Annotated in this window: 11 protein-coding genes; 4 read left to right on the plus strand and 7 right to left on the minus strand. The window is 73.7% G+C overall.

Translation table 11 applies throughout. The features are described 5' to 3' along the window. Positions 1-253: 253 nt before the first annotated feature. Together ACFXGN_RS14470 and ACFXGN_RS14475 are read left to right on the plus strand one after the other, a co-directional pair. Entirely contained in the window at positions 254-1042 is a 789-nt protein-coding gene (locus ACFXGN_RS14470; protein ID WP_384858157.1) for a GntR family transcriptional regulator, read from the plus strand. Next, positions 1042-1698 carry a YdcF family protein gene (locus ACFXGN_RS14475; protein WP_384858549.1) on the plus strand — a complete coding sequence of 219 codons (657 nt, stop codon included), beginning with the start codon at positions 1042-1044 and terminating at the stop codon, positions 1696-1698. The genes ACFXGN_RS14470 and ACFXGN_RS14475 overlap by 1 nt, the downstream gene beginning before the upstream one ends. Positions 1699-1708: 10 nt before the next feature. Here ACFXGN_RS14475 and ACFXGN_RS14480 read toward each other — a convergent pair whose 3' ends face one another. The 5 genes from ACFXGN_RS14480 to ACFXGN_RS14500 form a co-directional block, all read right to left on the minus strand. Continuing rightward, a complete protein-coding gene (locus ACFXGN_RS14480) occupies positions 1709-2530 on the minus strand; it encodes an SDR family NAD(P)-dependent oxidoreductase (protein WP_384858160.1) in 822 nt (273 codons plus the stop codon). A 79-nt stretch (positions 2531-2609) separates the two neighbouring features. Further along, positions 2610-3932: a serine hydrolase domain-containing protein gene (locus ACFXGN_RS14485; protein WP_384858163.1), complete on the minus strand. Its 1323-nt coding sequence runs from the start codon at positions 3930-3932 to the stop codon at positions 2610-2612. A 110-nt stretch (positions 3933-4042) separates the two neighbouring features. Then, on the minus strand, positions 4043-4789 hold the full coding sequence (locus tag ACFXGN_RS14490; RefSeq protein ID WP_384858166.1) for an energy-coupling factor ABC transporter ATP-binding protein: 747 nt from the start codon (positions 4787-4789) through the stop codon (positions 4043-4045). Then, positions 4786-5547: a cobalt ECF transporter T component CbiQ gene (gene cbiQ / locus ACFXGN_RS14495; RefSeq protein ID WP_384858168.1), complete on the minus strand. Its 762-nt coding sequence runs from the start codon at positions 5545-5547 to the stop codon at positions 4786-4788. Before cbiQ ends, ACFXGN_RS14490 begins: the two co-directional genes overlap by 4 nt. A 1-nt stretch (position 5548) precedes the next feature. Beyond that, a complete protein-coding gene (locus ACFXGN_RS14500; protein WP_384858171.1) occupies positions 5549-6613 on the minus strand; it encodes an energy-coupling factor ABC transporter permease in 1065 nt (354 codons plus the stop codon). A 133-nt stretch (positions 6614-6746) separates the two neighbouring features. Between ACFXGN_RS14500 and ACFXGN_RS14505 the strand changes: the two genes are divergently transcribed. Further along, positions 6747-7283, plus strand: coding sequence for an SsgA family sporulation/cell division regulator (locus ACFXGN_RS14505; protein WP_384858174.1), 537 nt, complete (start codon positions 6747-6749; stop codon positions 7281-7283). A gap of 39 nt (positions 7284-7322) precedes the next feature. Here the strand turns inward: ACFXGN_RS14505 and ACFXGN_RS14510 are convergent, their stop codons facing one another. Beyond that, positions 7323-9524 carry an MMPL family transporter gene (locus ACFXGN_RS14510; RefSeq protein WP_384858176.1) on the minus strand — a complete coding sequence of 734 codons (2202 nt, stop codon included), beginning with the start codon at positions 9522-9524 and terminating at the stop codon, positions 7323-7325. Between the two features lie 118 nt (positions 9525-9642). Beyond that, on the minus strand, positions 9643-10215 hold the full coding sequence (locus ACFXGN_RS14515; RefSeq protein WP_384858177.1) for a TetR/AcrR family transcriptional regulator: 573 nt from the start codon (positions 10213-10215) through the stop codon (positions 9643-9645). A gap of 251 nt (positions 10216-10466) precedes the next feature. On the opposite strand from ACFXGN_RS14515, the gene ACFXGN_RS14520 reads away from it, so the two are divergent. Beyond that, positions 10467-14270: a S41 family peptidase gene (locus ACFXGN_RS14520; protein WP_384858180.1), complete on the plus strand. Its 3804-nt coding sequence runs from the start codon at positions 10467-10469 to the stop codon at positions 14268-14270. Positions 14271-14291: the final 21 nt, after the last annotated feature.

The raw sequence follows: 14291 nt of genomic DNA on the forward strand, positions 1-14291 counted from the left end.
CACGATTCGGCCGGGGTTCCGGTGGAGGAGGCAACAACCTCACGGCCGGAGTGGAGAGGAGGGAAGGCAGGATCGTTCACGTTGGCGCTCCTCGAAGGCTGGCGTTGGCCATGCCACTGCGTCCAGACACAGAGGCACATCCATTCACCCACTGTCCTAGGACTACGACACGAGAACCACACCTTGACGCACAGTCCCAGGACTGTCAACAGTCCTGGGACTGTGTTTGACTGGAGCGGCGAAAGGAGCTGCTGTGACACCCAAGTGGCGGGAACTGGCGGACAGGCTGGCTGAGCGCATCAGGAGTGGTGACTACGCCGTCGGCCAACGCCTCCCACACATTCGGGACCTCGTGGATGCGGGCGAGGGGTCGAAGTCCACCGTTCACGCGGCGTACAAGGCCCTGGAAGCAGAGGGGCTCGTCACCTCATCACGCGGACACGGCACTGTCGTACGACCACAGCAACCCCTGAGGCGGCTCGGCATCTCGCGGTACGACAAAGCCAAGTGGCGCGACGGCGACGAGGTTGCGTTCATTGCCGACCGGGTCGCCACCGGCCGGGCGTACAAACGAGGGGAGCAGACTCAGACGGTCAGCCGGGTGACGGCCTCCGACATCGTCGCCGCAGCCCTCAGCGTTCCCCGAGGGTCCGAGGTCTATGAAAGGGCCCGCCTGGTCAAGGAGGGCGGCCAGCCAACGCATACCCTGACCAGCTACTACCGCCCCGAACATGTGGAAGGGACCCGGCTCGTCGATCCCACTCCGGGACCAGCTGGACGAGGCGGCGGCTTCCGGGTGCTCTACGAAGCCGGGTACGAGATCCACCATATGCGCGAGGAGCTGAGGGCTCGCGCGGCCTCGGCCGAGGAGGCCACCAAGCTGCGGCTCGCGCCCGGAGAGTGGGTGGTGGAGTTGCATCGGACCGCACTCGCGGCAGACGGTACCGTCGTGGAATTCGCCATCGGCATCCACGCGGCCACCCGATTCGCGTGGACCTACGAATTCAAAGTTCCCGACAGCTCTCCGAAGGAGACCCGGTGATCATCCCCTGCGAGCTGGAGGACGACGCCCAACTCCTCTGGGAGTTCCAGCGGATGGGGCACGCGCCCCGGCCGTGTTCCGTGGTGCTCGGGCTCGGGAGTCATGATCTCGGGGTCGCCGACGTCGCCGTGTCGCTGTACCGGGGCGGGTTCGCGCCGCTGATCGTCTTCAGTGGGGCCACCAGTGCCACCACCCGGGAGCGGATGCCCCGGGGCGAGGCCGTGCACTACCGGGAGCGGGCCCTTGCGCTCGGGGTGCCCGGGGACGCCGTGCTCGTCGAGACGCGGGCGCGGAACACCGGGGAGAACATCCGGTTCAGCCGTGAACTCCTCGCCGCACGCGGGCCGGACGTCGCCTCCGTGCTGCTCGTCAGCAAGCCCTACGAGGAGCGGCGGGCCTACGCGACCGCCCTGCGCGGCTGGCCCGGGGTCGACGTCGTCTGCGCCTCCTCCCCGCTGGCGCTCGACGCGTACGCCGAGGAGATCGGGGACGTACGCCTCGTGCTCGACATGCTCGTCGGAGCCGTACAGCGGCTGCTCGTCTACCCCGCCCTGGGGTTCACCGCCGAGCAGGACGTCCCCCCGGCCGTCGCCGACGCCTACCGGCGGCTCCGGGACCGGGGGTTCACCGGGCGGCTCGTGCCCGAGCCGGGGTGAGCGGGGGCCCTCAGCCCTCCCCCACCACCTCGCCGAAGTGCGTGTTCACCGCGAGCAGACCGCCGTCGACGCGCAGGACCGTGCCCGTGATCCACGACGCGTCCCGGGAGGCGAGGAACGCGACCGCCGCCGCGATGTCCTCCGGGCGGCCCACCCGGCCCAGCGGGTAGACGCGGGACGCCAGCGCCGCCAGGATCTCCTCCCGGCCCGCCCAGCCCGCCGTCGCGATCGTCCCCGGGTTGATCTGGTTCACCCGGACCCCGCGCCGCGCCGCGTCCCCCGCCAGCGTGCGGGTCAGCGACGTCAGGCCCGCCTTCGCCGCGCTGTAGGCGTGCCCGCCGAAGTCCGCCTCCGCGTTGACCGAGCCGATCGTCACGATCGCGCCCCGCCCGCCCGCCGCCGCCAGATGCGGCAGCGCCGCCCGCGAGCAGCGGACCGCCCCCATGAACGTGATGTCCTGCTGCGCGCTCCACACCGCGTCGGGCTCCTCCTCGAAGAGGTCCCGGTCCGGAGTCACCGCGCCCAGCGCGTTGTTGACGAGGACGTCCAGACCGCCGAACGCGCGGACCGCGTGCGCCACCGCCGCGTCCACCGACGCCTGGTCGGCGACGTCGCAGCGCAGCGCCTCCGCGCCGTCGATGCCCGCCGCCGTCCGTTCCGCCTCCTCCTCGTCGACGTCCGTGACGAGGACCCGCGCGCCCTCCGCCGCGAGCCGCCGTGCCGTGGCCGCGCCGATGCCCCGGGCCGCGCCCGTGACCATGACCGCATATCCGGCGAAACGTTCCCTCGGGTCCGGGACTCCCGCCCCGCCCTTCCCGTGCGTGTGATCCATACGGTCGATCACAGCAGCCGGTGCCGCCGTGCGCCACCCCCCGAAGACCTGAACTCGCCCCGGTCCGGCGCCCGTCCGTTCAGACGGTGGCGTCCACCGCCGCCCGGACCGCCCGGACCAGCGCCTGGGCGCGCGGGTCCGCCGTGACCGTCCTGCGCATCCCGTTGGTGACGTACCCGAAGGCCACCCCGGCGTCCGGGTCGGCGAAGCCGAGCGAACCGCCCCGCCCCGGATGCCCGAAGGACGACGGGCCGAGCAGCGGCGACGCCGGGCCGTGCAGCATGTGGCCGAGCCCGAAGCGGGTGCCGACCAGCAGGACCCGGTCCGGGCCCGCCGACTCCTCCGTGCCCGCCAGCGCGAGGCTCTCCGGGGTGAGGAGGCGCGGGGCGCCGTCCACCGGCCCGAGGAGGGAGGCGTAGAAACCGGACAGGGCGCGGGCCGTCGCCACCCCGGCCGAACCGGGCAGTTCGGCGGCGAGATACGCCGGGTCGTTCTCGTCGGGCCGGGGATCGATGGCGCCGAAGGCGCGCCGGGTGAGGGATCCGGGGTCCTGGTACGCCTCCGTGACGGAGCGCTTGGGGCGCAGCCGCAGGGCGCCGCTTCCGGGCGGCTCGACCTCCTCGACGGGCCCGATCCGGCCGACCCGGTGCGCCTCGGCGGCGGGCAGGCCGATCCACAGGTCGAGGCCGAGGGGGCCGGTGATCTCCTCGGCGGTCCAGCGGCCGATGGTGCGCCCGGTGACCCGGTGGACGAGGCCGGAGAGCAGCCAGCCCAAGGTGTGGGCGTGGTAGCCGTGGGCGGTGCCCGGCTCCCAGACCGGTGCCTGGGCGGCGACGGCGGCGGTCGCGGTCGCCAGGTCCGTCGCCTCGGCGAGGGTGAGCGGCCGGTCGAGGACGGGGACGCCCGCCCGGTGCGCCAGGAGCTGCCGTACGGTCACCCGGTCCTTGCCCGCGGCCTTGAACTCCGGCCAGTACGCGGCGACGGGGGCGTCCAGATCGAGGAGTCCGCGCTGGTGCAGCAGGAGGGGGACGACGGCGGCGACGCCCTTGGCGGCGGAGCGGACGACCTGGGCGGTGCCGGCCGTCCACGGGGCGGGGTCCCTGCCACTGTCCCCGGCGACCCCGCTGCCCCCTCCGTCCCCTGCGACCCCGCTGTCCCCAGCGCCCCCGGCGTCTCGGGTGTCCCCGGCGGCCCGGCCGTCTTCGGCGGCCCCTCTGTCTTCGGCGCCCCTGGCGGCTCGGGCACCCCCGACGTCCCTGGTGCCCGCCCACAGGTCGACGACCGCGCGCCCGTCGTGGTGGACGGCGACGGCCGCGCCCCGCTCGCCGCGCTGCTCGAAGTTGCGCAGGAACGCGTCCCTGACGGGCTCCCAGCCCGCTGCCACCGTGCCCTGGACGTCCACGTCCCCGCTCCTCACCGACCGCTCACCGGATATCGACCCTCCATGGTGCAACGCGGCGGGCCGGGGACGGATTCCGGGGCTGGTTCCAGGGGCGGATTCCGGGGGGCGCGTCAGGCGACGGACTGCGGGACGAAGCCGAACGGCAGTTCGAGGCGGTGGCGGGCCATCAGTTCCTCGTCGGCGAGGAGGACGCCGGTCGGCCCGTCCACGGCGATGACGCCCTCGCTGAGGACGACCGCGCGCGGGCAGAGTTCCAGGGCGTACGGCAGGTCGTGGGTGACCATGAGGACGGTGACGTCGAGGGCGCGGAGGATGTCGGCGAGCTCGCGGCGGGAGGCCGGGTCCAGGTTGGAGGAGGGCTCGTCGAGGACGAGGATCTCCGGTTCGGTGGCGAGGACGGTGGCGACGGCGACCCGGCGCCGCTGCCCGAAGGAGAGGTGGTGCGGGGGCCGGTCGGCGTACGCGGTCATCCCGACCCGGTCGAGGGCCTTCCGCACGACCTCGTCGAGGGCGGCGCCGCGCAGCCCCGCGGCGGCCGGGCCGAAGGCCACGTCCTCGCGGACGGTCGGCATGAACAGCTGGTCGTCGGGGTCCTGGAAGACGATGCCGACCTTCCGCCGGATCTCGGCCATGTGGCCCCTGCCGACGGGCAGTCCGGCGACGGTGACCGATCCGGCGCCGCCGGTGAGGATGCCGTTGAGGTGCAGCACCAGGGTGGTCTTGCCCGCGCCGTTGGGGCCGAGGAGGGCGACGCGTTCGCCGCGCGCCACGGTCAGGTCGACGCCGAACAGGGCCTGGTGGCCGTCGGGGTAGGCGTACGCGAGGCCGCGCACGTCCAGCGAGGGGGCGGCGGTCATGTGATGCCTCCCAGGAGGCGGACGAGAAGGGCGGTGACGGGGAGCGCGGCGGCGTACGCCCATTGGGCGCGGGTCGCGGTGACCTCGTCGAGGACGGGCATCGTGCCGGTGTAGCCCCGGCTGACCATGGCGAGGTGGACCCGCTCGCCGCGCTCGTAGGAGCGGATGAAGAGCGCGCCCGCCGACTTGGCGAGGACGCCCCAGTGGCGGACGCCCCGCGCCTCGAAGCCGCGCGAGCGGCGGGCCACGGACATCCGGCGCATCTCGTCGGTGATGACGTCCCCGTAGCGGATCATGAACGAGGCGATCTGGACGAGGAGCGGCGGCAGCCTCAGCCGCTGGAGGCCGAGGAGCAGGGCGCGCAGTTCGGTGGTGGAGGCCAGGAGGACGGAGGCGGCGACGCCGAGGGTGCCCTTGGCGAGGACGTTCCAGGCGCCCCAGAGGCCGGGGACGCTCAGGGGCACCCCGAGGACCCGGATCTGTTCGCCGGGCACCACGAACGGCATGAGCAGCGCGAACGCGACGAACGGCACCTCGATGACCAGCCGCCGCAGCAGGAACCCGGCCGGGACGCGGGCCTTCGCCGCGACGACGGCGAGGAGCAGGGCGTAGAGGGCGAAGGCCCAGACGGCTTCGCGGGGCGTCGAGACGACGACCAGGACGAAGCCGAGGACGGCGACGAGCTTGGTGTGCGGGGGCAGCTCGTGGACCGGCGAGACCGCGTGCCGGTAGAGCTTGTGCGCGTGCCCCGCCCCCATGTCAGACGGCTTCCGTACGGGTCTCGTCGGCGTGCGTACGGGGCTCCCCGTGGCCCCGGCGGCGGCGCACGGTCCAGAAGGCGCCGGTGCCGACGGCGAGGGTGGCGCCGACGCCGATCACCCCGGCGAGGCCGCCGGAGAGCCGGGGGGCCTCGACGCCCTTGACGCCGTAGTCGGCGAGCGGGGAGTCCGCGGCGGCGTGCTCCTCGGCCTTGGCGTCGATGCCCTTGTCGGCGGCGACCTTCTCCAGGCCGTCGGGGCTGGCGGAGGCGTAGAAGGAGACGAAGCCCGCGAGGACGAGGGCGGTGACGACCCCGGCGGCCCACAGCTTCCTCGGGGAGCGGGCGGGGGCGGCGGGGGCCGGGTCGGGCGCGGGCGCGTCGACCAGTTCGCCGCCGACGCGGAGCCTGAGCGGGGCGGTGAGGCCCCGGGCGCCGTGGACAAGGTCGGGGCGGACGGCGATGACGGCGCCGACGGTGAGGGTGGTGATGACGGCCTCGCCGATGCCGATGAGGACGTGCACGCCGACCATGGCCGTGAGGACCTTGGGGACGGGGACGTCGGTGGTGCCGCCGATCGCGTAGATCGCGGTGAAGGCGGCCGCCGCGGCCGGTACGGAGACCAGGGCGGCGACGAAGGAGGCCACGGTCACGGAGGCGCGGGTGCGGGGCAGCAGGAGGACGAGGCCCCGGAAGAGCGCGTAGGCGACGACGACGGTGACGACGCCCATGACGGTGATGTTCACGCCGAGGGCGGTGAGGCCGCCGTCGGCGAAGAGGACGCCCTGCATGAGCAGGACGACGGCGATGCACAGGACGCCGGTCCAGGGGCCGACGAGGATCGCGGCGAGCGCGCCGCCGAGCAGATGTCCGCTGGTCCCGGCGGCGACCGGGAAGTTCAGCATCTGCACGGCGAAGACGAAGGCCGCGACGAGCCCGGCGAGCGGGGCGGTCCGCTGGTCCAGCTCGCGCCGGGCCCCGCGCAGGCTCACGGCGACGGCGGTCGCGGCGACGACACCGGCGGCGGCCGACACGGGAGCGTTGATGAATCCGTCAGGTACATGCACAGTCCGCATGATGAGCGCTGCTGCGAAGGGCTTGCAAGAGCGCACAGGTCACAGAACGGCGGCGCATGGCCGCGCGGGACCGGGGAAGGAGTGGGACATTGGTCGACAAGAGGACAAACCCGAGGAGCCTTCGATGGCCGCCGCAGACGACCGCCCGGTCGAGGACCGCCCGGTCGAGGACCCCCTGACCGAGGGCCTCCGGGCCGGGCACCACCGGGCCGAGGACGATCCATGGACCGCGCGCGCCGTGCCCGAGGGGCTCGGGGCGGGGGGCCACCCCGACGGCGGGACGGCGGCGTCGGCCGCGTCGGCGTCGGCGGGCCGGGACGGTGCGGTGGACGACCGGACCAAAGGCCGGATCATCACCGACGCCCCGCTGTCCCGCCCCGTGCCCGTCTCCCTCCGGTACGACCCCGGCTTCTCCCCCGCGACCGTCCGGCTCGGCTTCCCGGGCTCCGTCGAGTGGTCCTTCCCGCGCGCCCTCCTGGAGACGGGGCTGCGGGCCCCGACCCGGCGCGGCGACATCGGGGTCTGGCCGTGCGGGCGGGTCCAGACGGTGGTGGAGCTGCACACGGAGGACGGGGTGACGGTCGTCCAGTTCGACAGCCAGGCCCTGCGGCGCTTCCTCCGGCACACGTACGCCGCCGGCACCCCGATGACGAGGCGCTGACGGCGTACGGAGCCGGGGCGGGCCCGTGAGGGCCCCCGGTCAGACCTTCACCAGGTCCCGTTCCCTGGGCCCGTCGGCCGGGTCCGGCTTCGCGAGGGACTCGCCCTCCACGTCGACGTTGGGCAGGAGGCGGTCCAGCCACTTCGGCAGCCACCAGGCCTTGTGGCCCAGGAGCGCCAGCACGGCGGGGACGATCGCCATCCGGACCACGAAGGCATCGAAGAGGACCGCGACGGCCAGGCCGAAACCGATCATCTTGATCATCTGGTCGGTCATGCCGATGAAGCCCGCGAAGACCGCGATCATGATCACCGCGGCGGCGGTGACCACCCGGGCGCTGTGCCGGAAGCCGGTCACGATCGCCTCGCCGGGCCGCTCCCCGTGGACGTACGCCTCCCGCATCCGGGTGACGAGGAAGACCTCGTAGTCCATCGCGAGACCGAAGACCACGCCGACCATGAAGATCGGCATCATCGACATGATCGGGCCGGTCTGCTCGACCCCGAAGAGACCGCCGAGCCAGCCCCACTGGAAGACCGCGACGACCGCGCCGAGGGCCGCGACCACCGAGAGCAGGAAGCCGAGGGCCGCCTTCAGGGGGACGAGGAGCGAGCGGAAGACCAGGGTCAGCAGGACGAAGGCCAGACCGACGACGAGGGCCAGGTACGGCACCAGGGCGTCGTTCATCTTCTCCGAGAAGTCGATGTTCATCGCGGTGGCGCCGGTGACGAGGACGTCGTCGCCGGTGGCGTCCCGGATGTCGTGGACGAGGGTCTCGGTGGCGGCGGAGGACGGCCGGTCCTTCGGCACCACGGTGATCATGGCGGCGTCGCCCGCCTTGTTGGGCGTGGCGGGGGTGACCGCGGCCCAGCCTTCGAGGCCCTTGATGGTGGCGACGGTCCGGTCGGCGGTCGCCTTGTCGCCGTCCACGACGACGAGCAGCGGGCCGTTGAAGCCGGGGCCGAAGCCGTCGGACAGGGCGTCGTAGGCGCGGCGCTCGGTGGCGGAGACCGGCTTGACGCCGTCGTCCGGGAGGCCCATCTCCAGGGAGGCGGCGGGCAGCGCGATCGCGCCGAGGCCGAGGACGCCGACGAGCAGCACCAGGATCGGGCGGCGGAGGACGAAGCGGGCCCAGCGGGTGCCGCCGTTGGGCTTGTCCGCGGGCTTCGCGGCGCCCCCGGCATCGCCCTCGCCGGGCTTCCCGCGCTCCTTGGACTTCCCGCGCTCCTTGCGGCCGACGATCTTGTCCCCGGCGAAGCCGAGCAGCGCGGGGATCAGGGTCAGCGCGATGAGGACGGCGATGACCACGGTCCCGGCGGCGGCGAAGCCCATCTTCGTCAGCATCGGGATGTTGACGACGGCCAGGCCGACGAGGGCGATGACGACGGTGAGTCCGGCGAAGACGACGGCGGAGCCCGCCGTGCCGACCGCGCGGCCCGCGGCCTCCTCCTTCTCCCGGCCCTCGGACAGCTCCGCGCGGTAGCGGGAGACGATGAAGAGGGCGTAGTCGATGCCGACCGCGAGGCCGATCATCATGGCGAGGGTGGAGGTGGTGGAGCCGAGGTCGAGGACGCTGGCGAGCGCGGTGATCGTGGCGACGCCGATGCCGACGCCGATGATCGCGGTGAGCAGCGGCAGTCCGGCGGCGACGAGGGAGCCGAAGGTCATCACGAGGACGATGCCCGCGACGACCACGCCGACTATCTCGCCCGCGCCGGTCGCGGGCATGGTCTGGAGGGCGTCGCCGCCGGCCTCGACGGTCAGGCCCTTGCCCTGGGCGTCCTGTCCCGCCTTGGTCAGTGCCTCGCGAGTGCCGTCGGTCAGCTCCATCCCGTTGACCTTGTAGGAGACGGAGACGTAGGCGGTGGAGCCGTCCTGGGAGACGGCCTGCGCGGTGTAGGGGTCGGTGACCGAGACGATCTGGTCCGAGCCCGACTTCAGCTGGGCGACGGTGTCCTCGACGACGGCCTTGTGCGCCGCGTCGGTCATCTTCTGGCCCTCGGGCGCCCGGAAGACGACGCGGGCGGTGGCCCCGTCGGCTCCGGCGCCGGGGAAGCGCTCCTCCAGCAGGTCGAAGGCGCGCTGGGCCTCGGTGCCGGGTATGGAGAAGGAGCTGGAGGTCGCGGTGGGGGCGGTGGCGGCTCCGATGCCGGCGACGGCCAGGAGCGCCACCCAGAGCAGGGCGACGAGCCGTCGGCGCCGGAAGGCGGAACGGCCGAGCTTGTAGAGGAACGTGGCCACGGGGGCGTACTCCCGGTGTGGGGTGGAAGACAGGGCATGGGGAGCCGGCCCGACGGCGTGAGCGGTACGCGTCAGGATGTGCTGGTGCTCCGGCGCGCGGCCGGGGCGGAAGGGGGGATCAGACGCCGAGTGAGGGGAGCACGACGGCGTCGACGTACGCTCTGAGGAAGGCGGCGTCGACCGACCGGTCCTCGATGAGCGGCCGAGCGACGAAAGCGCCGATCAGCATGTGGGGGACGAGCTTGAGCGCCGGGTTGTCGGCGGCGACCTCGCCCCTGCGGACCGCGCGGGCCATGACTTCGTCGAGGCAGTTCATCTCGGGTTCGACGAGCAGTTCGCGAAGGGCCCGGTGCAGTTCGGGGTTGGTGTGGACGGCATGGGCCAGACCCCGCATCAGCGCGGAGTCCTTCTCCATCTGGCAGTCGTCGGTCCGTTCGAGGAGGGCCCGGAAGTCGCCGCGCAGCGTGCCGGTGTCGATCTGCGAGAGGTCGGCCGGCTTGTTGTGGCGCAGGGCCCTGGCGACCAGCTCGGGCTTGCTCCCCCACTGGCGGTAGAGGGTGGCCTTGCTGGAGTGGGTGCGGGCGGCGACGGCGTCCATGGTGAGGGCGTCGTAGCCGACTTCGCGCAGGAGGTCGAGCACGGCTCCGTACAGCTCGGTCTCCCGCTCGGGAGTGAGTCTGCTGCGGGCCATGGCCGGGGCTCCTGTCCGGAGGGTGTCCGTCGAAACGACTTTCGTACGGTCCGAGATTACCCCCGGCCCCTAGCGAAACGAAACCGTTTCGTACGTGTCCTGAACCACACCGCCGCCGGGAACTCGGGCGGCCCCGGCGCCGAAGGCCGGGACGGACCCGCACCACCGGGGGCCGGGGCCGCCCCTCCCCCGTGAACACCCGCAAACACGTACGAGTTGCCGCGCCCCCTCCCCGCGGAAAGCATGAGGAGGTGAGTGACGACGCCGCGTATCTCCGATTCCCGCACCTCCACGAGGACCTGCTCTGCTTCGCCGCCGAGGACGACCTGTGGATCGCCCCGCTCGTCCCCGCGGGCCACCGGCCCGGCCGGGCATGGCGGCTCACCGTCGACCGGACCCGGGTCGGACACCCCCGCTTCTCGCCGGACGGGCGCCACCTCGCGTACACGAGCTGGCGCAGCCTCGACCCCGAGATCCATCTCGTCCCGGTCGACGGCGGGTCCGCCCGGCAGCTCAGCCACTGGGGCTCCACCGACACCCGGGTCTGCGGCTGGACGCCCCCCGGCGAGGACGGCCGCTCCGACATCCTCGCCGTCTCCTCGCAGGGCCAGCCCTTCTCCTACTACTCCTGGGCCTACACCGTCCCCACCGACGGCTCCCCCGGCGGCCGGATGCCCTGGGGCCCGGTCTCCGACATCGCCGTCACGGAACACGAGGGGGAGCGCCGCACCCTCCTCCTCACCGGGAAGCCGCCGCACGAACCGGCCGCCTGGAAGCGGTACCTCGGCGGCGCCACCGGCCGCCTCTGGCTGCACGGCCGACGGCTGCTGCCCGACATCGGCGGCCATCTCGACTGCCCGATGGCCGTCGACGGCCGGGTCGCCTTCCTCTCCGACCACGAGGGCGTCGGCAACCTCTACTCCTGCCTGCCCGACGGCACCGGGCTGCGCCGCCACACCGACCACGACGCCTTCTACGCCCGGCACGCCTCCAGCGACGGCCACCGGGTCGTCTACCAGTGCGCGGGCGAACTGTGGATCGTCGACGCGCTCACCCCCGACTCCCGGCCCCGGAAGCTGGAGGTCCGGCTCGGCGGGCAGCGCGTCGGCCGCCGCCGCTACCAGGCGCCCGCCGCCCAGCACGTCGACGCGGTCTCCGTGGACGAGACCGGCCGCGCCAGCGCCGTCTCCGTCCGCGGCAGCCTCTACTGGCTCACCCACCGCGACGGCCCCGCCCGCACCATCGTCGACGCCCCTGGCGTCCGGGTCAGGCTCCCCGAGATGCTCGGCAGCGGCGGTCAGGTCGCGTACGTCACCGACGCCGAGGGCGAGGACGCGGTCGAGGTCGGCCATCTGCCGCGCGCCAGCGGCGACCGTCCCCCGCGCCGGCTCGCCTCCGGCGGACTCGGCCGGATCGAGGAACTGGTCTCCGACCCCGAGGGCGAACGACTGGCCCTCGCCACCCACGACGGCCGACTGCTCCTGGTCGACGCGACGGAGGACGAGGACGGGGAGGACGGGGAGGACGAGGACGGAGAGGGCGAGGAGGACGCCAGGGACGGGGAGGACGCCGGGGACGGGGAGGACGCCGGGGACGCCCGGGACGGGGACGGCGCGGACGGCGGAGGCACCAGGGTCGGCGGAGACGCGACGGGCTCAGAGGCCATCGGCAGTGCCGGGGCGGCCGAAGGCACGGGCAGCCCCGGGGCCACGGGAGGCACCGGCGGCCCCGAAGGTGCCGAAGGCAGCGGCCGGACCAGCGACACCAGCAGCACCAGCGGCACCAGCGGCACCAGCGGCACCAGCGGCACCAGCAATGCCTACAGCACCAGGGCCACGGAAGCCGCCGCCCCCTCCGGCGACGCCGACCCCACCGACACCCCTTCCGGCGAGGCGACCACCGCCGGAACGACCGCCGGACAGACCACTCCCAGACAGACCGCTCCCGGACAGACCGGCCCGGAAGGCCCCTCCCACGGAGGGGCCCCCACCGGACCGGCCCCCGCAGAACCCGCTCCCACCGGACGCGTCACCGAACTCATCCGTTCCGTCAACGGCCCCGTCCGCGACCTCGCCTTCTCCCCCGACGGCACCTGGCTCACCTGGTCGCACCCCGGCATCGGCCGCTCGCTGCGCTCCATCAAGATGGCCCGGATCGCGGGCCCCGGCCCCCGTACCGTCCTGGACGTCACCAACGGGCGCTTCGAGGACGAGAACCCCGTCTTCACCCGGGACGGCCGCTACCTCGCCTTCCTCTCCTGGCGGGGCTTCGACCCGGTGTACGACGTGCACACCGGCGACCTGTCGTTCCCGCTCGGCTGCCGCCCCTATCTCGTACCGCTCTCCTCGGCGACCCCCTCGCCGTTCGCGCTGCTCCCCGACGGGCGCCCGGCGGCGGGGGGCCTCGATCCGGCCGACGACGACACCGAGTCCGCCGACGGAACGGTCACCGTGGAGACCGAGGGGCTGGCCGAGCGGGTCACCCCGTTCCCCGTCGCCGCCTCCAAGTACTCCGCCCTGCACCCGGTCAGCGGCGGCGGTCTCGTCTGGCTGCGCTGGCCGATCTCCGGCGCGCTCGGCGAGACCTTCGCCAATCCGGCCGACACCTCGGGCCGCCCCACCCTGGAGCACTTCTCCATCACCAAGGCCCGCAGGAGCGAACTCACCAAGGAGATCGACTGGTTCGCGGTCAGCGGCGACGGCAGCAGACTGGTGGTCGCCGAGGAGGGCGAGCTGCGGGCGGTGCCCGCGACCGAGCCCGCCGACGGCGACTCGACCGTCTATCTGGACCTGCGGCGCATCCTCCACGAGATCGACCCGGGCGCCGAGTGGCGGCAGGCCTTCGACGAGGCGGGCCGGATCGTCCGCGCCTACTTCTGGGAGCCCGGCATGGGCGGGGTCGACTGGACGGCCGTCCTCGACCAGTACCGGCCGCTCGTCGAACGGGTCGCCTCCCCCGACGAGTTCGCCGATCTGCTCCGCGAGGTCCTCGGCGAACTCGGCACCTCCCACGCCTACGTCACCCCCGCCCGCCGCAACGAGGGCCCCCCGCACTACCAGCGCCCCATGGGCCTGCTCGGCGCCAACCTGGTTCCCCGCGAGGCCGGTTGGACCGTGAAGCGCATCCTGCCGGGCGAGTCCTCCGACTCCAAGGCCCGTTCCCCGCTCGCCGGTACGGGCATCCGCGCGGGCGCCGTCCTCACCCATGTCGACGGGCGGCCGGTGGACCCGGTCACCGGGCCGTACCCGCTGCTCTCCGGCACCGGCGGCACCACCGTCGAGCTGACCTTCACACCCGCCGGGGGCGAGGGCGGGGCCCGCCCTCGGCCCCGCCGGGTCGCCGTCGTCCCGCTGGTCGACGAGCGACCGCTGCGCTACCAGGACTGGGTGGCCAAACGCCGGGCGGTGGTCAGACAGCTCAGCGGCGGTCGCTGCGGCTACCTCCACATCCCCGACATGGGCGGCTCGGGCTGGGCCCAGTTCAACCGCGACCTGCGGATGGAGGTCTCCCGGCCCGCGCTCATCGTCGACGTCCGGGGCAACGCGGGCGGCAACATCAGCGAACTCGTCATCGAGAAGCTCACCCGGAAGATCCTCGGCTGGGACCTCACCCGCAACGCCCAGCCCGTCAGTTACGCCTCCAACGCCCCGCGCGGCCCCGTCGTCGCCCTCGCCGACGAGGCCACCTCGTCCGACGGCGACATGATCACCGCCGCGTTCAAGCTGCTGGGCATCGGCCCGGTCGTCGGCCAGCGCACCTGGGGCGGGGTCGTCGGCATGACCGGCCTCCACCGGCTCGGCGACGGCACCCGGATCACCGTGCCGATGAACGCGGCCTGGTTCCCCGAGTACGGCTGGTCCCTGGAGAACCACGGCGTGGAACCGGACCTCGCGGCCCTGCGCACCCCGCTCGACTGGGCCGAGGGCCGCCACGCGCAGCTCGACGACGCCGTCCACGTGGCGCTCTCGCTCCTCGCGAAGACCCCGGCGGCCGGTCCCCCGGGCTACGAGGACCTCCCGGACCGCTCCCGCCCGGCCCTGCCGCCGAGGCCGTGACACCCCGCCGGGACCGGGGTC

The sequence above is a fragment of the Streptomyces sp. NPDC059247 genome, from assembly GCF_042754005.1.
Lineage (GTDB): Bacteria > Actinomycetota > Actinomycetes > Streptomycetales > Streptomycetaceae > Streptomyces.

Excerpts from the sequence above, each read along its gene's own strand:
- ACFXGN_RS14480 (WP_384858160.1), bottom strand. The coding sequence starts at position 2,530 with ATGGATCACACGCACGGGAAGGGCGGGGCGGGAGTCCCGGACCCGAGG.
- ACFXGN_RS14505 (WP_384858174.1), top strand. The coding sequence starts at position 6,747 with ATGGCCGCCGCAGACGACCGCCCGGTCGAGGACCGCCCGGTCGAGGAC.
- cbiQ (WP_384858168.1), bottom strand. The coding sequence starts at position 5,547 with ATGGGGGCGGGGCACGCGCACAAGCTCTACCGGCACGCGGTCTCGCCG.
- ACFXGN_RS14490 (WP_384858166.1), bottom strand. The coding sequence starts at position 4,789 with ATGACCGCCGCCCCCTCGCTGGACGTGCGCGGCCTCGCGTACGCCTAC.
- ACFXGN_RS14515 (WP_384858177.1), bottom strand. The coding sequence starts at position 10,215 with ATGGCCCGCAGCAGACTCACTCCCGAGCGGGAGACCGAGCTGTACGGA.